The sequence below is a fragment of the Moorena producens 3L genome (genome assembly GCF_000211815.1).
GTDB lineage: Bacteria > Cyanobacteriota > Cyanobacteriia > Cyanobacteriales > Coleofasciculaceae > Moorena > Moorena producens.
This window is the reverse complement of the sequence record NZ_GL890931.1, coordinates 1-16,781: the sequence shown is the minus strand read 5'-3', so window position 1 is coordinate 16,781 and position 16,781 is coordinate 1. Positions and strand designations below refer to the sequence as shown.

Genomic DNA, 16,781 nt, shown 5'->3' with positions numbered 1-16,781 from the left:
CCCTTCTCTGGTAATGGGTAACTAATTAACTGGAATTACCTGATTTCGACATAACCTTTATCGTAAGCATATGCGCTACGCCCAGGCTACGCCAACAGCCGTCAGCCGTCAGCCGTCAGCTTATTTTATTCATCAGCCGTCAGTTTATTTTATTCAAAAGCTGTTCGGTGTAGCTTTGGCTATGGGCATAAACTGTTCCGGTAGCGTGGCTACAGCGCTGATAGCACCTCAAGTAGCACCATCTGTAGCGCTAATCGCTGTTCGCTGATAGCTGATACGCGACACGCTGATAGCTTACCCTTTATCTATAAGTCAAGAGCTGACCTAAGACCTGCTGCACTAGGTCAACCAGTCTCTAAGCCGTCGAGCCACTTGGGGACGGCGTAGCTTACGCATGGCTTTGCTTTGAATCTGACGCACCCGTTCCCGAGAGAGATTGAACATGCCTCCTACTTCTTCTAGGGTGTAGGGTTCACTGCTGGCTAAACCATAGCGTAGAGAAATCACATCTTTTTCCCGCTCAGTCAGAACATCACTGAGAACCTCCCAAATCTCCTGGCGCATCATGGATTCATTCATCTTATCTTCGGGCAATCGTAGATCATTGTCTTCGAGCAAATCCATCAGTTCTGTGTCTTCCCCTTTACCAACTCTGTGATTCAAAGAAAGGGAGCGCCTACGCAGTTCTAGCAACTGACGCAAATGGGAGAGGGAAATTTCTAGCGCTTGAGCAAGTTCTAGTTCATTAGGATTGCGCTGCAGTTTTTGTTTAAGTTCCCGCTGAGCTTTTTTAAGTTTATTTAGCTTTTCGACAATGTGGATTGGTAGACGAATAGTTCGGGCATCATTGGCAATAGTACGAGTAATGGCCTGACGAATCCACCAATAAGCATAGGTAGAAAACTTGTAACCCTTATCTGGGTCAAACTTTTCCGCTGCTCGGTTTAAGCCCAACGCACCTTCTTGAATCAAATCTAGAAATGGTACACCCCGATTTATATATCGTTTAGCAATTGAAACCACTAAGCGCAAGTTCGAGCGAATCATCTTGCGTTTTGCCACACGACCACGATATAAATTCCCCTCCAACTGACGTTCTGTCATCTCGACCGCTGCAGCTACCTCAGCCTTAGTTGGTTTACGGTCTAATTTTTCCTGTAAGCTGTTGTGGAGATGGTCTATTTCTACTAGGAACTTAACCCGACGGGCTAAATCTACCTCTTCGTCTGGCTTGAGCAATGGGTAACGAGCCATCTCCTTAAAGAACGCACCCACCGTGTCATCAGAGCCGCTTTTCCGGAAATTATGGGAAGTAGAGACCACTAGTTCATCGTCTTCGGTGAATTCGACGGCTACACGCTGTAAATCTGTTTCCTCTGGCTCAATGTGGTCAGTAACATAAAAATCTTTCTCTTCCGTAGAAGGCATTGTATGAGTCTGGTTTAATTCTGTAATATTCATAGGGATGTGTGAGTTGCAAGTGTATTTTAAGTTTGTTAAAACCGTTGCCCTGAGGGATTGAGGCTGTTTGTTGCTGAAAATTGGCCTTTAATGAGAAATCTGTTCTAAAAAATTGGTGTTGCTGGTTTCACAAAGAAGTTAATACTCTAGACAGAGCAGCTAAAACACGCTCCATACCCTCAAAGCTCAGTGACCCAACCTGCTTCAAGTAGTTAATGTGTGATTGACGTGATTATAAATTAATGATTTTAAGCTTACCAGAAGCAGTTTGGCTAGTTGTATCTGTAATTACGAAATGTTTAATTACATATATTTTAGTTACAGTCTAGGGTGAAAGCAGGGGAGATAATTCTCTTCCCATTGCTTTTATTATTTATTTTGACTCTGGAAACAGGATCTCACATATTTTAGAATTTTCCTATCTACCAATAGTGATAGAATAGGAGCCTTCCCAAACCAAAGCTGCCCTATGTCTAATCCTCCTTTAGGTCTACTGTTAGCTGAGCCTAGAGCACTTTACTTTTCTGGTGGTGGCCAAGAAAAGTGGGTTGAAGTCTTAGTAGATTGTCCAGGAGTTCAAGGTATATATACTTATCGTAATTCATTGGATGTATCAATCAATCCTGGAGATGTTCTGAGTGTGTCATTCGGGACTCAACAGCTAGGAGCGATCGCTATTCGGATTGTAGACTCTCCACCCCCAAACTTACCACTGGAGAAAATTAAGGACGTAGAGGAGGTGATCAGTCCCGGTTTCTTTCCAAGTTCCTACTGCCAACTGTTAGAGCGGGTTGCTCAGTACTACTGCACCCCTCTAATCCAAGTGATTCGGTCTGCCTTACCTCCAGGACTGTTAGGGCGATCGCAGCGTCGAATTCGCCTCAATTCCTCGGCCTTGCCTAAAGAGGCTCATGTCTTTATTAATAATTCAGCCGCAAGTCAGATTTTGGAGATTCTTCAGGCTAAACCCAATGGGGATTACAGCTGGCAATACCTCCAACGTCAGGTAAAGGGGGCTAAAGCAGGATTACGTCACTTGCTCAAGCGAGGTTGGGTGGAAAGTTATCTGGAAGCTCCTAAGCCAACTCGTCCTAAGCTCAAGAAAGCTGTGACTCTGGTGGCTGATATCAATCGGTCTAATCTGACTCGACGGCAACGGGAAGTATTGGAGGTGCTACGCCGTCGTGGGGGGGATTTGTGGTTGAGTGAACTATCACAAATTTGTAATGTTAGTTCTTCAACTATAAATTCATGGGAAGATAAGGGATATGTGGTGATTGAGGCTAGGGAAGTATTGCGCAATGCGACTTCACCAACCATGGCTACAGATGCGCCGAAGAACTTGACAAATGCCCAATCCCGTGCATTAGACCTGATTAATAATATTGATGGCTTTGCCCAAGTGCTGTTGCATGGGGTGACTGGGTCTGGAAAAACGGAGGTCTATCTACAAGCGATCGCACCAATCCTAGCGCAAGGGAAATCCGCTTTGGTGTTGGTGCCGGAAATTGGCTTAACTCCTCAAATTACTGACCGTTTCCGGGCTCGCTTTGGTGACAAAGTTCGGGTTTACCACAGTGCCTTGAATAAAGGGGAGCGCTATGATACCTGGCGACAGATGATCCCAGGTGAGCCACAAGTGGTGATTGGCACTCGTTCTGCTGTTTTTGCCCCCTTGCCCCAGTTGGGATTAATCGTATTAGATGAAGAACACGACTCTAGCTTCAAGCAAGACCAACCCATTCCTACCTACCACGCTCGCACCGTTGCCCAATGGCGAGCAGAATTAGAAAATTGTCCCCTTATTTTAGGTTCAGCTACTCCTTCGGTGGAAAGCTGGGTCAGTATTAAGGTGATGGGGGGAGCGAGAGATGGTCAGATCGGTAGTGAAATTAATCCCGTGACCTCTTCAGCTCCTGAAGTTCAACCCTTCACCTGTTCACCTCCTCAGCATCCAGAACTTAGTACTCATTACTTATCCCTACCGGAACGGATTCAATCGAGACCCCTGCCACCAGTGGAAATTGTGGATATGAGGCAGGAGTTAAAAGCTGGGAATCGGTCGATTTTTAGCCGTTCTCTCCAAGACAGCTTGAGACGACTAAAGGAACAAGAGAAACAGGGGATTTTATTTATTCCCCGCAGGGGACACAGTACCTTTGTGTCTTGTCGTAGTTGTGGTCATGTGGTGGAATGCCCTAACTGTGATGTTTCCTTGTCCTATCACTATACCCATGAAGGGGCTACTCAAGTATTGCGGTGCCACTATTGTAATTTCGGACAACTCCATCCCCGTAGTTGTCCAGAATGTAGTTCTCCCTACCTGAAATTTTTCGGTAGTGGTACTCAGCGGGTTGTTCAAGATTTGGCCAAGCTGTTTCCAGAGTTACGAATTATCCGATTTGACAGTGATACCACTCGTACCAAGAATGCTCATCGCACTCTGTTAACTCAATTCGCTAATCAGGAAGCTGACTTGTTGGTGGGTACCCAAATGCTGACCAAAGGATTAGATCTGGCTCAGGTGACACTGGTGGGAGTAGTAGCAGCAGATGGATTACTGTATTTATCAGACTATAGAGCATCCGAGCGGGCATTCCAAACCTTAACTCAGGTCGCAGGTCGTGCCGGTCGTGGGGATGACCCTGGTCAGGTGATTATTCAAACTTATTCCCCAGAGCATCCTGTGATTCAGGCTGTCAAAACTCATAATTATCAGTCGTTTATCTCGGACGAATTGGAACAACGGGCAGCACTGAACTATCCCCCTTATGGTGATTTGATTCTGTTGCGCATAAGTGGATTGGATTCTGCGGCGGTGGAGAAGGTAGCAGAGGATTTAGCGGACAGGTTAGATACTCCTGAGGCCGAGTACGATATCCTAGGACCAGCACCAGCTAGTGTGATTCGGGTTGCTCGTCGCTATCGATGGCAGATTTTGCTGAAGTTTGCTCCTACTGTGCCCGCCAGATTACTGAATTGGCGGGAATTGCAGGATATATGTCCTCCAGATATTAGCTTGACTATTGATGTTAATCCGTTGAATATAAGTTGAAAGGTATATAGCAATTCTTATAGCTATGAGGGACAAAGCGATCCCCCTAAATCCCCCTTAAAAAGGGGGACTTTGAGGTTTATAAGTGTAACTAATAAATGCAATAAAAGCTATAAGTTACAAGTTGAAGGTTGAAGGGTTAAAGTTATAGAAGTCGAAGTAAAGGTTAAGACATATGGCGTTGCTGAATTGAAGTATGAATGCGGGCTCGTCTGGTTTTGGTAAAGCCCCCTAAATCCCCCAACTTTGGGGGACTTGTCTTGATGCAGTCGCTCATGGGGGAAACCACGCCAGTTGCTCATGGGGGAAACCCCCAAGACCGCACTGGCTCCCCAAGACCGCGCTGCATCGCTTGAGAGTTTTATTCCCCCCAATATTGGGGGGCTAGGGGGGCAGATTATACCCATAAATCTGCCTTGCAAGACATATTTCTGTTCCCGATTCCCGACTCCCGATTCCCGACTCCCGACTCCCTCTAAATTCTAAATTCTAAATTCTTAATTCTTAATTCTCTAATTTGTGAATACTCCCGCTCACGCCATCGTCAATCTCCTAATTTTAGGAAAAAAAAGAAGGCCAGAAAATAATTTACCAATTGTGTTCGGTGCGATATTACCGGATTTACCAATGGTAATTTTTTACATATATGAAAAATTAATCAGAGGAATTCCTGAAAATGTAATCTGGTCTGAATCTTATTATAACCCAAGCTGGCAATTATTTTTCGATATTTTCAATTCTTTTCCATTGATACTAGTAGGTTGCTTATTAGCCTACTATTTTGGTCAAACGTTTCTGATTGCTATGTTTGCTAGCATGGCTCTTCATGGGTTAGGAGATTTTCCTTTCCATGCTGATGATGCCCATCGTCACTTTTTCCCATTGTCAAATTGGCGCTTTGAAAGCCCTGTGTCTTATTGGGATTCTCGTCATTATGGTGATATTTTTGCTCCCCTAGAAGTGTTGGCTGTTATAGTGGGATGCTTTGTATTATGGAGACGCCACACTTCCATGAAGGCTCGGATTATTATTGCGATTGTACTTAGTGTTTATTTTATCTATGGAGTGTATGCTGTGTTAGTTTGGGGTTAGTATTTAAGCTATCAGCTATTTGTTATCAGCTATCAGCTAATGCGCTACGCGCACGCTACGCGAACAGCTATCAGTTATCAGCAACGCCAAGCTTAATGCTTATTACTACGAATTGAGACCATTTACTTAGCGACAGTTCAACAGGCTATCTCTTTTCAAGGTTGTCGTTATACCATCATCAAAAGCTACTTAGGCTCAGGGGGCACATAGCTGTCATATGCCTCCAAATTATGATTTCAGATGTTTAAAAGTCGCGGAAATTTAAAGTTTTGCCACAACAAATTTAGAAACGGGTTTCTGCTGGTTGGCGTAATAACAAGGAAGCTGTCATAAGTGCAAAATGACATCAACCCCTTACTGTGAATAGCTTTCATCTTCTAGATCTCCATCGGGATCCCCCAAAGTAAAAGTTCTTATTTCTAACAGTGTCAGAACTTTATTCATAAATTCGACTAGAATTTATCTCCGGGTAGCATCAAATTTAACCAAAAAATCGATAAGTTCCAGTTCCAAAAGTAAAATCAGAACTTTTTTGGGCTTGAGTTGGCACTTATGACAGCTATCTTGTCACTACGCCTGGTTGCGATGTTGCAAAACATAGTGCATAAGAAAATAACTTATGCACTATGTTTTGCATCAGCATTATAAGGTATTGATAACTATAGACTTACCAAAAATTTATCAGTCTTGTGTGATGAATGAGAAAAATCTGGCGGCTCATGGCAGCTATGTGCTCCCTGAGCCTATTTAATGAAAGTCACAAGACTTGTCTCGCTAAGCTTAAGAGATTGTGAGACTGAACTCGCGTGAACACTGTCAGAATAGGGCATACCTCAGCCTCACGTCAGATTTACCCCGAATTTGTGTCGGAATAGGGTTGGTTTTCGATTAATCTGACAGTTTTATCGAAGGGTCATAGAACCTATTCTGACAGTTCTACTCACCTTCGTTACCTCAACATCCTGACTTTGGGCAATTAATACACGGTTAGCTGCCTTGAAAAAGTCAGAAATATTGGCTATAATTCTGACAAAATATATTTCGTGAACTTTATATTCATAGCTTTCGTAAGATGCAGGGTATAGCAAAAAAAATCCTGAACAGAGTTCGTGGTCATGGTCGCGGTGGTTGGGTCTGCACACCCAAAGATTTTGTAGATCTCGGCAGTCGTGATGCTGTAGATAAAGCGCTATCTCGTCTGGTGAAACAAGGATTTTTGCGCCGCGTTGGTCGCGGTTTATATGACTATCCACGCACCAGCAATATCTTGAAGCGTCCTGCCCCACCCAACATTGATGCCGTTGTGGAAGCTCTGGCACGTCGGGATGGTATATCAATCATGCCAGATGGCATTGTTGCAGCCCACCAGCTAGGTCTGACCAATGCCGTTCCCGCCCAGAACAGCTACATAACGAATGGTTCGAGCCGAACTTTACAAGTTGGTGGGCGTACCATCAAACTACGTCATGTCTCTCAACGGTTAATGGCATGGGCTAACCGTCCTGGTGCGCCTGTGGTTAGGGCCTTATATTGGCTGGGCGAAAATATCGCTGCTGATAAACATGTGGTTAATACCCTACACAATCGGTTGTCTTCAGACATCAAACAAGATCTCGCAGAAGGTATTAAGCTGTTACCAACGTGGATGACACCCGTTGTACGTCAAGTTAGTAAGGGTGAAGGTGTCTCCTAGTGAATCCAGCATTTGAAGAATTTCTAAATTTACCAGCACAAGACCGTAACGATGTTTTTGAGTCAACAGCGGATTCCCTCAATACCTTGTCTACCTATATAGAAAAGGATTTTTGGGTGTGCCTGGTGCTGGATATCCTTTATAATGGCTTACCCCAGGAACACCCCAGACTATTGTTTAAAGGCGGCACTTCCCTTTCCAAGGTTTATCAACTCATTAGTAGATTTTCCGAGGATGTAGATCTGGTGGTATTCAGGAGCGATCTGGGTTTTGCCGGGGATAACGATCCCTCTGCTCTTGGAATCTCTAGCAAGCGGCGAAAAAAACTAGCGTCCGAACTAAAACAAGCTGCTTCAACGTATATCTGTGGCAAGCTTAAAGATGACTTATCACAAGTTGCTGGGGTAATTTCGCCTGAGAGTCGCATTGTACTCGATGAAGACGATCCAGATAATTCAACCCTGCTATTTCAGTATCCGAGCTTATTTCCATCCGATAGCATTGCTTACGTTCAACCCCGTGTCAAACTAGAAGCAGGCGCACGGTCAGCGCTCGTACCCCATCAAAATCATACTATTACCCCCTATCTATCCGAGATACTTGAAGAATGGAATTTTTCCGTAGCAAATGTAACGACCATCGACCCTCAAAGAACTTTTTGGGATAAAATCATGATATTACATGGTTGGTCTTGTGGTTATCGAGACGAACAACGCCTGCCCAGTGATCGCCAGAGACTGTCACGTCATTATTATGATGTAGCAATAATTTCCCGTCAGGAAGCAGGTAAGACAGCCATTGCCAATCATCAGTTAAGAGAAGATGTACGCCAGTACACCAAAAAACTGTTTAATCGAAGCTGGATGAAATTAGACGAAGCGATTCCCGGCTCTCTAAAACTCTTACCGAAAGGAGAATTACTAAAAGCTCTCATTACTGATTATCAGGCAATGCAGGGCATGATGTTAGGTACTGCTCCACCCTTTGATGAAATCATAGAAGCAATTTCAGCCTTAGAAATAGAAGTTAATCAGGTATCGTGAGAACACTTTGAACTTTTGTCTTTTATAATGACCAGTTTTGACCACCCACCAAGAATTCTATTTTTATATGGTTCTTTGCGAGAACGTTCTTACAGTCGTCTCGTATCAGTAACGGGCAAGATGCCCATTCTACAATCAGTAACGGGCAAGATGCCCATTCTACTTCCATGAAGGCTCGGATTATTATTGCGATTGTACTTGGTGTTTATTTGATATATGGAGTCTATGCTGTCTTAGTTTGGGGTTAGTATAGCGGGTTTCAATTCGGTATAATCAGACTGTAGATACTAAATTAGAGTCAGAAAGTTCTATTTCTCACAGGTCTTGAACTAACCATCAATGAATGCTGGACATACCCCTGGTTATCTCCTTAAAAAAATAAACGAAGCACTGTGTAGTGCGTTTCCTGATAAAACTAAATTAAAAATGATGGTGCGTTATGCATTCAATATAAATCTGAACGAGGTTGCTAGCGGTGGAAATTTACAGGAAATCGTTTACGAATTAATAGATAATTTTGAAAATTCCAATCAGTTAGAAAATTTAATTGATGGAGCACGTAAACAAAATCCAAATAATCTTCAGTTAAAGGCAATCGAGGAAAAATTTAAAATTACCACTAGTTTAGTCAATATATTACGTCCTTTACAAAGGAACTTTATAAAACAAATGCAACAGGCTTACATAGCTTGTTGTCCCGATCGAAAAGATAAAACTCCTGGCAGTTTTTATGATATTATAGAATATTTGGATGATATACATCAACCAACTGATGATGAAAAACTGATTGTCAAATTTGTCGATAATTTATTAGTTAATGGAAATATTACTAAGTCAAAGGCTGAGCAACTAGAGCAATGGTTAGAAAAAAATGCTAAGAACGTTTATAATTTATTATTTTACCAACAAAACATAAATTTACAACCTGATATAATTGTCAAGCCAAATTCGAGTAAAGAAAGTTTAAAACCAGCCAATCCAAAAGGTTCCAATCAGTTTTATCGGGCTGATTTATTAAAGGGATGGTTAACAAAAATGCCACCAATATCAATATTAGTGCTTCTGGTTTATTATCTCACAAACAAACAAAAAGTAAATCCACCAGTAGAGCCAAAAGATTTAAAGCAGTCAGCAGAGGAAGAAGGTTTAAAGCAGTTTCCCTTTAAAGTAGTAACAGTTAACCCTAGAGGAGCAACAATCAAGCGAGAATCCAAGCAAGCAAGTTATTTCACTGAAGATCTGGGGAATGGAGTAGACCTAGATATGGTGTATATCCCAGAAGGAAGCTTCTCAATGGGTTCCCCGGAAACTGAGAAGGAGAGTAATGACAGGGAAAGACCTCAGCACCAAGTAAGCGTCCAACCCTTCTTCCTGGGGAAATATCAGGTAACCCAGGCGCAATGGCGAGCTGTGGCCAACCTACCTAAAATTAAGCGGGACTTAAAGCCATACCCCTCTTACTTTAAAGGAAAGAATCGACCAGTAGAGGGAGTAAACTGGTACGATGCGGTGGAATTTTGCGATCGCCTTTCTGAGTATACAGGAACGGAATACAGATTACCCAGTGAAGCGGAATGGGAATACGCCTGTAGAGCAGGAACTACTACACCATTCCATTATGGAGAGACCATAACCAGTAAATTAACTAATTATGACGCTCCCGATACTTATGCAGAGGAAGCAAAAGGGGAATATCGAGGAGAAACCACCCCAGTAGGACATTTTCCTTACCCCAACGGCTTTGGCTTATACGATATGCACGGCAATGTTTGGGAGTGGTGTGCGGATCCTTACCATGATAATTACGAAGGAGCCCCTAGAGATGGGAGTATCTGGGCAGAATATAATAATCATTATGATTATTATATTCTGCGGGGCGGCTCGTGGTTCTTCGGTCCTGGGAATTGCCGTTCTGCCTGCCGCTTCCGCTATGTCGCGCGCGCTTTCATCTACGGCGTTGTCGGTTTTCGTGTGGCTCGGGGTGTTGGGAGGACTTAGCCCTTTTTCCTTTTTGCACTTTTATACTTTTATATTTTTATACCTTATTTTCGGCGTTGCGTCAGTCTTTGAATTAATAGGAGTAGAGCGGGCATCTTGCCCGCGCGAAAAGATCTCGAACGGGCAAGATGCCCATTCCACAAAACTATTCAAATCATTCCATTATTAAGTAACGCCAACATTTAGGTGCGCTCTCCCTGTTCCCTGTTCCCTGTTCCCTGTTCCCTATTCCCTAAAATCAAGCCAATATAATCCTATCAGCAAACAAACTTTGCAATCGCTCTAACTTACCACCCTTTTGATATAACAAATCTCCTTTACCTAACAAATAAGCTGCTTCAGTGTTGCTGCCACCAAAAATAATCTTTGAATCCGCTTCAGACGCTGTGCGTAAAGCAATTCGCCCTGGTAAATTAGACCGAATAATCGGAGTAACAACTTTCGCTTCTGGTCGTTGAGTAGCAATAATCAAATGAATCCCAGCCGCTCTAGCTTTGGCTCCTAAACGCTTAATACTTAATTCTAAGTCTTTGCGGATTTCTTTTTCTGCCATGAAGTCAGCATATTCATCAAATATACAGACTATCCGAGGTAATGGTAGGTTTTGTTTATTAGTTTGTTTCTGAGTCAATTGCTGATTATAAGCATCCAGGTGAGCACACTTGGCTTGTTCAAATTTCCGGTAACGCTGCTCCATTTCGTCAACTAATTCTGCCATCAGTTCGATAGCGCGATCGCTATCTTTAACGATTGGTGACAGCAACCATGGCATTTCCTCAAATTCTGGGAAAGTGACTCGCTTGGGATCAACCAGAGCAATTTTTAGCTGTTGAGGAGAGTGGTGATAGAGTAGGGATAGCAGAAGCGATCGCAAAAATTCGCTCTTGCCACTTCCCGTTGTGCCCCCTACCAAAAAGTGGCATGTATTGGGATCAGATAAATCCGCTTCTACCAATTTCCCATCTAAATTTACTCCAAGCCCAATCCTGGGAGGATTGCTGGAACTTTGGTGAACCTCGATATAGTCATCAAATCGAGCTACTTCTCTATCCTCATCCTTCCGTGGTAAATCCACACTGACATAGCCAGCTTCAGGAGTAATCAGGGGAGGATTATCCAGACCCAAGTGTACTTGTAAATCCTGGGACCGATTCTGTATATCTCTAACTTTTACGCCACGATGGGGTTTGAGCTTGATCCGGACAAATGCGGGAGCAACTGTTGCGTTGAGATAATCGACACTAATTTTAAAGTCTTCTAGAGTACTCACCAATTTTTTCCCGATCTGATCAGCATCAACAGTTTTCCGGGATGGTGGCTTGACCGGCTTTTGCTTAGTCTCAGGAATTTTGCGGGATGCTGGCTTGACCTGCTCTTGGTCAGTTTTCCCATCCTCAAAAAAGGTTTGACAGGTCTGCTGTTGGGGACAAATGTTGCATAGCTGAAGCTGTCGCGTGGGTGGTGGTGGCTCAAGGTCGCCCTTACCGATTGCTGGAGTGCAATGGTTTTTTATAGTTTCCCCATCTCCCCCCTTTTCCAGCTGGGCAGGTTTCCAACTCAGCCATTGGCGCATCTGTTGTAATTTATGGGGAATGAGCTGATGCACTGTATCCTCTAGCTCTTCCCAGGAATAGTAGTGTTCTTGGAATTCTGGCAAAACGGAATAAACCGCTGCATCGATTGCTACTCCTTTTTCTGTTTGGAGCATGTAACTATAGAGAGCAACTTGAGCTACGTTAGCGGATGGATCTACCGGTTGATAGGTTTTATAGTCTACGACACAATAGCGATCGCGTTCACAGTCAAATATTAAGCTATCGAATTTTCCATTAACTTGTTGCTGGCTCCCATCAGGGAGGGTGAAGTTATAACTCAGGTCTTTTTCTTGAGCAATAAAGGTTTTTCTTATTACTTCTTCTGGCTGACAATAGCGTCGATTAGTAACTAGCAGTTGAGTCCAATGGGGAAATAGTGATGTTAATCCTTGCCACAGTTGAAGTAGGGAGGCTATCTCTAAGTCATCGATTTGAGGGAAAACCACTAGCTCATACAGTAGCGCTTGGATCTTAGAGCTTATCTGGCCTAGGTCTAGCTGACTTGCTGTGGGGGAAAATAAAGCTTGAAATCGGGAATCTTGCTGGAGTGTGTCAGTACACTTTTCACATAGCTGATGGAATACTTTCCCAATCCCTGGTGAGTCGGATGGTGGTATAAATAGGGTTTTTCCACCAAAGTGATGACTCAAATAAAATAAGCGAGGACATTCAATGGCTACCCTAACTTGGGTAACACTGAAGCAAGGGGATTCGGCTTTTTGCGTCCGCAATCTTGGAACCATCTGCTCTCGACTCCAGCTATTTTTATCACTAATTTCTAGTAAGCGCCGATGGACATGGGCTAGATACACTGTGTCCATTTTGGCATAGTTTAGCTGTTTTTGGGTTAGCGGACGTTTTCCCCAATCACTGCTTTGCTCCTCTGTATCGACATTGGCGAAATTGCAAAGTTCTAGCGCTAGTGTTTTTAGTTTATGATTTGATACCTGTAATGGATTAGACAGTTTCTTATTCGTCAGCTTTCTAGCTATTTGATAGGTACAAGTAACATTATTAGCTTGCTCTTTACCCCCTAGATAGCGTAAATCAAAACTAGCGTTGTGAAAGACTTTTTCAATGTTAGGATTAACCATAATATAGTTGACAAAGTCTTTCACTATTTCTGGTTGGTCTAATACATCTAAGATGTAAGCTTTGTCACCATTTATATCCGTCGGATCAGCCAATACCTGAATCAGAGATAGTCTGGGATTAGGGGTATTCCAATCAGCAATTTCCGTATCTAACCAGAGAATTTTTGCTGCTGATAAATTCAGGATTAACTCTCGGATCTGGGCTGGTTGATTCAGGTACATTGGCGCTTGTTATCCGAATTTTTGCTATGGAATTTTGGCTATGGTAGAATAATCTTTAGCGGTCAGCGGTCAGCGGTCAGTCGTCAGCCCTCAGCTGTCAGCCTTTGGCCAATGGCACCTCAAGTAGCACCTCAAGTAGCCCATAAGCTAATATCTGAATGCTGAATGCTGAATGCTGAATGCTGAATGCTGATACGCGACACGCTGATACGCGACACGCTGATAGCTTACGGTACCAAACATACTAATTGTTTTTCTGGGGAACCATCCACAGGTACAAGTTTAATTTTATTTTCCTGAGACAGTTCCTTAATCCCTTGGTGAATTGCTATTTCCTTGATAGACTTAAATTTATTATGAATAGTTTTAATTAAAACGTTATGACCAATAATTTGATTCTGTTTGAGCAGAGTTATTACAAATTCCTTAACCGGCTTTGTAACAACTTGAGTATCGTTAACTTTACTAGGAAAAATCTTCAAATCTTGTAGTAAAGGACAATCCTGCAAAATTCCCGATTTTCGGATTATATCTTGTAACTCTGGCGGTGTTGGTATGGTATCAGCAAGCACTAACTCTTGGGAACAAGCTTGATTAACTAAGCTATGATAAGTGGCTAAGTAATGGACAGAGGAGAGGTCTTCTAATTTAATGTGACTATGGCCAGAACCATTGAATAGTTTGTTGTAGAGTTTGTCCCCCTTGAGACCGCGTTTCCTAACTTGTGTATAGCGAATCAGGTATAAGGTTTGACAGCGATTGCCTTGAATAGCTTTCTCACAGGCATTCATCAGATGATAGAAGCTGTTACCATTAGTAGTTTCTCCCCATACTACTCCGATCCGTTCCTGGGATGATGGCAGTTGGTAACTTAGGGAATCACTGGCAAAACTACCTGACAAAAAGTTTGATTTAACATCTTTGACCTCCAGAGCATCTAACGCCTCTCGTAACATCTTAATCAATTCAGATTCACCCTTTTCTTGGATTCGGGTAATTTTCTGCTCAGTTTTTTTTAATTCTTGTTGCCACTTCAATTTAAATGAAGCTAAGACTTTTTCTGCTCTCGGTATTGATTGGCCAGCGGTATCATTTTGACTAGTTGATTTAGTCTTGGTTGATGGCTCTGAACTATTAAATCCCTGAGTTTTATACCTTTCAATTATCTGGTTTCCCAGGGTCAATGTCTCCCGGGGAGTGGTTTTGCCACCAGGAAATGCTTTTTCTAGGTCTTGCCGAGTTAAAGGATAAATCGGTGAAATGGTTTTGGTTTTTTGGTCAGCTCGCTGATGTAACGGATAGAGTCGGTTTGCCCAGAGGGATTCGGCTTGCTCTAGGGTAATCCTTTTGAGCAGAATTTTATGATTAAGTCTAGCAATATTAGCGGGTTTAATTTGTTTTTGATTGCGCTTCAAAGTATTAGTAATCATGCTGATTATAATCAGCATGTTATTGGGATAGCGAGTATGAAGGGTAGAGTTGACATTAAACAGAGCTTCTAGATCCAGATAACCATCGGGCAAACGAGGGATATTATCCAATTGGTCAAAACACAGCACAATCGGCTTGGTGGATTCAGAAATTCTCCCGAAGTTGATTAAGATGTTCTGAGCATCGTCTTCATTATCTATAGAGCCTCTGACCCGAAGGGTTTGCAGGTCATCTTCATCCAAATCTTCTCCCCTTAACCATTGATAAGCCAGGTAATCCCGTTCTGGATTAGTTAGCTCATAAAGCACTCCAAAAAACTCTTTATTTCTATGAATTCCGGTTGGATAGGTAGCTCTGAGGTCACCAATCAGCCGTTGTCGCTCATTCAAAAGCCAGCTAGTTTTTTTAAAGGCCGGGAGACTCTTTAGCCACAGCAGCAACTGAGACTCTTTTTCCCCTTCTGGGACTTGGACCAGACTGTCAACGGTTTCCCTAAGGATATAGCGCCAGATGCGATCGCTATTTGCCCAAGGACCAATATAAGCAAAAAAGGCTTTTTGATTGAACTGCTGTTTGAGCCGTTTTAATAGATAACTTTTCCCCGCACCAGGATCACCAGCCAGTAAGATAGTGCGGGGTCGATGGTCTTGAGTCACCGCACTGAGGGTGGTGGTTATCTGATTAATTTCATCTTGATGAATCGATGTGACATTAACAGCCCCATTGTCTGGATCTTCCCAAAAATTACCCGTAATACAGGTTACGGGGTCAAACGGATTTGGAGCTTGTTTAATTATTTCCTGGATCGTTGCCATCTCTAAAATTCCATCTATAGTTTGGAAAAGGATAGAGGATTAACAATTGGGAAGTCTGGGGTTAGTGTATTATACTTTGTATCCTACTTTAGGATCATACTTTACTGCACCATAATGAAAAATAGCCTCCCCCCGGTATTTTGAGGAATACCAGCTTCAATTTGTTCCTCTGTATACATATTGGCTTCTTCCAAAGCACTCAGATCAATTTTATCTTCTGCTTGCAAGCTATACAGTGCTTTATCTAATTCTTCCCTAGACAAAGGGGGTTGTAACTTTTGGCGCAAATGAAACAGTGGCAAATAGTTTTCTGTACCCAGTTCTTGGTCTAAATTCTTGATAATTTGTAATATTTCTTCATTAGTAGGGGGATTGACTAGAGCTGAGATTGTAGTTGTTGAGTTTGGTAGCTGTTTCCGCAGGAAATCGATGTAATCCGCTAGCATGGTTTTAGACAGATTGATATTGCCACGACCAACGGGTTTATAATTATTTAAGAGGTACTCAATACCTGCTTCAGTAATCCAGACATCTTTGAATTTAGTTTCTGCTACTGTGATATAGCCCTGCTCTATCAAACTGTCCATGATTTCCTTGCGGGTCTTAGCAGGCTTGACGTTTGTCTTGGCCGGAGTAGTCGGTTCTGTTTCACAGGCTTTAAGAATTTTGCGCTCTTTCGTGCTCAGTTGTGAGTCAGCCTGATCTTGGTTTAGGAGTTCCTTGCCTGCATCAGTGATCTGAATTTTCGTGATTTCTGTATTAGACTCAATCAAATTGCGATCGCATAACGCCTGACAAATTCGATCTCGTTCCCCCGCTGAGGTTTTAGAATTGGGCTTGGCTTCCGTAATCGTTGCCCGATAATCCGGTTTGCTCAGTAGCTTCAGTAAAAATTTTAGTTGGCTGACTTCCAGTTCAATAGCTTCCATGTTGATTGTCGTTACCTCACTTTTGTTCAAGATTAACCTAACTGTATTCCCTATAACCACGTAGTAGTCAAGGATTTCCGCAATAGATTCTACTGTCAGCCCTCAGCGGACGGGCGATCAGCCCTTAACTATCAGCCCTGAGCAGAATTCTTATTATATAAGCCTTTCGCTACTTTTCAATAGTATCTTTATTTACGTTGTACCATACTAGGCTGAATGCTTACCGACATCAGACTTATCTCAAGTCTGGTTGAATACCCATCATTAAGGGGGCGGGGGCGCGGGGAGGATGGGGAGGTTTGGGGAAGAGTGGGGGAGAGTGGGGGAGAGTTTCGGATTAAGGGTAATTATCC

General features: G+C 42.8%; 12 protein-coding genes and 1 pseudogene. 9 read left to right on the top strand and 4 right to left on the bottom strand.

The genetic code is table 11. The features are described from left to right. Positions 1–70 precede the first annotated feature (70 nt). On the top strand, positions 71–268 hold the full coding sequence (locus LYNGBM3L_RS41095; RefSeq protein ID WP_131826836.1) for a hypothetical protein: 198 nt from the start codon (positions 71–73) through the stop codon (positions 266–268). Between the two features lie 71 nt (positions 269–339). On the opposite strand, the gene LYNGBM3L_RS17780 is transcribed toward LYNGBM3L_RS41095, so the two are convergent. Continuing rightward, a complete protein-coding gene (locus LYNGBM3L_RS17780) occupies positions 340–1,461 on the bottom strand; it encodes an RNA polymerase sigma factor, RpoD/SigA family (protein WP_008186088.1) in 1,122 nt (373 codons plus the stop codon). A gap of 469 nt (positions 1,462–1,930) precedes the next feature. Between LYNGBM3L_RS17780 and priA the strand changes: the two genes are divergently transcribed. The 7 genes and pseudogenes from priA (at position 1,931) to LYNGBM3L_RS34960 (ending at position 10,342) form a co-directional block, all read left to right on the top strand. Then, the gene (gene priA, locus LYNGBM3L_RS17775; protein WP_008186086.1) at positions 1,931–4,516 is read left to right on the top strand and encodes a primosomal protein N'; all 2,586 of its coding nucleotides are present in this window, start codon (positions 1,931–1,933) and stop codon (positions 4,514–4,516) included. 300 nt (positions 4,517–4,816) lie between these two features. Next, positions 4,817–5,002 carry a hypothetical protein gene (locus LYNGBM3L_RS41090; RefSeq protein ID WP_131826835.1) on the top strand — a complete coding sequence of 62 codons (186 nt, stop codon included), beginning with the start codon at positions 4,817–4,819 and terminating at the stop codon, positions 5,000–5,002. A 33-nt stretch (positions 5,003–5,035) separates the two neighbouring features. Then, positions 5,036–5,608 carry a hypothetical protein gene (locus LYNGBM3L_RS17770; protein ID WP_008186082.1) on the top strand — a complete coding sequence of 191 codons (573 nt, stop codon included), beginning with the start codon at positions 5,036–5,038 and terminating at the stop codon, positions 5,606–5,608. Between the two features lie 1,072 nt (positions 5,609–6,680). After that, positions 6,681–7,301, top strand: coding sequence for a DUF6088 family protein (locus LYNGBM3L_RS17765; RefSeq protein ID WP_008186079.1), 621 nt, complete (start codon positions 6,681–6,683; stop codon positions 7,299–7,301). Continuing rightward, positions 7,301–8,344: a nucleotidyl transferase AbiEii/AbiGii toxin family protein gene (locus LYNGBM3L_RS17760; RefSeq protein ID WP_008186077.1), complete on the top strand. Its 1,044-nt coding sequence runs from the start codon at positions 7,301–7,303 to the stop codon at positions 8,342–8,344. Before LYNGBM3L_RS17765 ends, LYNGBM3L_RS17760 begins: the two co-directional genes overlap by 1 nt. Before the next feature lie 27 nt (positions 8,345–8,371). Further along, a pseudogene (locus tag LYNGBM3L_RS47555) lies at positions 8,372–8,452 on the top strand (arsenical resistance protein ArsH); the annotation flags it as partial. A 231-nt stretch (positions 8,453–8,683) separates the two neighbouring features. After that, the gene (locus tag LYNGBM3L_RS34960; RefSeq protein WP_008186074.1) at positions 8,684–10,342 is read left to right on the top strand and encodes an SUMF1/EgtB/PvdO family nonheme iron enzyme; all 1,659 of its coding nucleotides are present in this window, start codon (positions 8,684–8,686) and stop codon (positions 10,340–10,342) included. A gap of 238 nt (positions 10,343–10,580) precedes the next feature. Here the strand turns inward: LYNGBM3L_RS34960 and LYNGBM3L_RS17750 are convergent, their stop codons facing one another. Further along, positions 10,581–13,253 carry a DNA translocase FtsK gene (locus LYNGBM3L_RS17750; protein WP_008186072.1) on the bottom strand — a complete coding sequence of 891 codons (2,673 nt, stop codon included), beginning with the start codon at positions 13,251–13,253 and terminating at the stop codon, positions 10,581–10,583. Positions 13,254–13,259: 6 nt separating this feature from the next. On the opposite strand from LYNGBM3L_RS17750, the gene LYNGBM3L_RS43820 reads away from it, so the two are divergent. Further along, a complete protein-coding gene (locus LYNGBM3L_RS43820; protein ID WP_154659840.1) occupies positions 13,260–13,418 on the top strand; it encodes a hypothetical protein in 159 nt (52 codons plus the stop codon). 62 nt (positions 13,419–13,480) lie between these two features. On the opposite strand, the gene LYNGBM3L_RS17745 is transcribed toward LYNGBM3L_RS43820, so the two are convergent. Both LYNGBM3L_RS17745 and LYNGBM3L_RS17740 read right to left on the bottom strand, forming a co-directional pair. Beyond that, positions 13,481–15,499, bottom strand: a complete 2,019-nt coding sequence (locus tag LYNGBM3L_RS17745; protein ID WP_008186069.1) for an ATP-binding protein — start codon at positions 15,497–15,499, stop codon at positions 13,481–13,483. A 101-nt stretch (positions 15,500–15,600) separates the two neighbouring features. Beyond that, positions 15,601–16,458 (bottom strand): hypothetical protein, encoded by an 858-nt coding sequence (locus LYNGBM3L_RS17740; protein ID WP_229414577.1) that lies wholly within the window; start codon positions 16,456–16,458, stop codon positions 15,601–15,603. Positions 16,459–16,781 lie beyond the last annotated feature (323 nt).

Excerpts from the sequence above, each read along its gene's own strand:
- LYNGBM3L_RS41095 (WP_131826836.1), top strand. The coding sequence starts at position 71 with ATGCGCTACGCCCAGGCTACGCCAACAGCCGTCAGCCGTCAGCCGTCA.
- LYNGBM3L_RS17780 (WP_008186088.1), bottom strand. The coding sequence starts at position 1,461 with ATGAATATTACAGAATTAAACCAGACTCATACAATGCCTTCTACGGAA.
- priA (WP_008186086.1), top strand. The coding sequence starts at position 1,931 with ATGTCTAATCCTCCTTTAGGTCTACTGTTAGCTGAGCCTAGAGCACTT.
- LYNGBM3L_RS41090 (WP_131826835.1), top strand. The coding sequence starts at position 4,817 with ATGGGGGAAACCCCCAAGACCGCACTGGCTCCCCAAGACCGCGCTGCA.
- LYNGBM3L_RS17765 (WP_008186079.1), top strand. The coding sequence starts at position 6,681 with ATGCAGGGTATAGCAAAAAAAATCCTGAACAGAGTTCGTGGTCATGGT.
- LYNGBM3L_RS34960 (WP_008186074.1), top strand. The coding sequence starts at position 8,684 with ATGAATGCTGGACATACCCCTGGTTATCTCCTTAAAAAAATAAACGAA.
- LYNGBM3L_RS17750 (WP_008186072.1), bottom strand. The coding sequence starts at position 13,253 with ATGTACCTGAATCAACCAGCCCAGATCCGAGAGTTAATCCTGAATTTA.
- LYNGBM3L_RS17745 (WP_008186069.1), bottom strand. The coding sequence starts at position 15,499 with ATGGCAACGATCCAGGAAATAATTAAACAAGCTCCAAATCCGTTTGAC.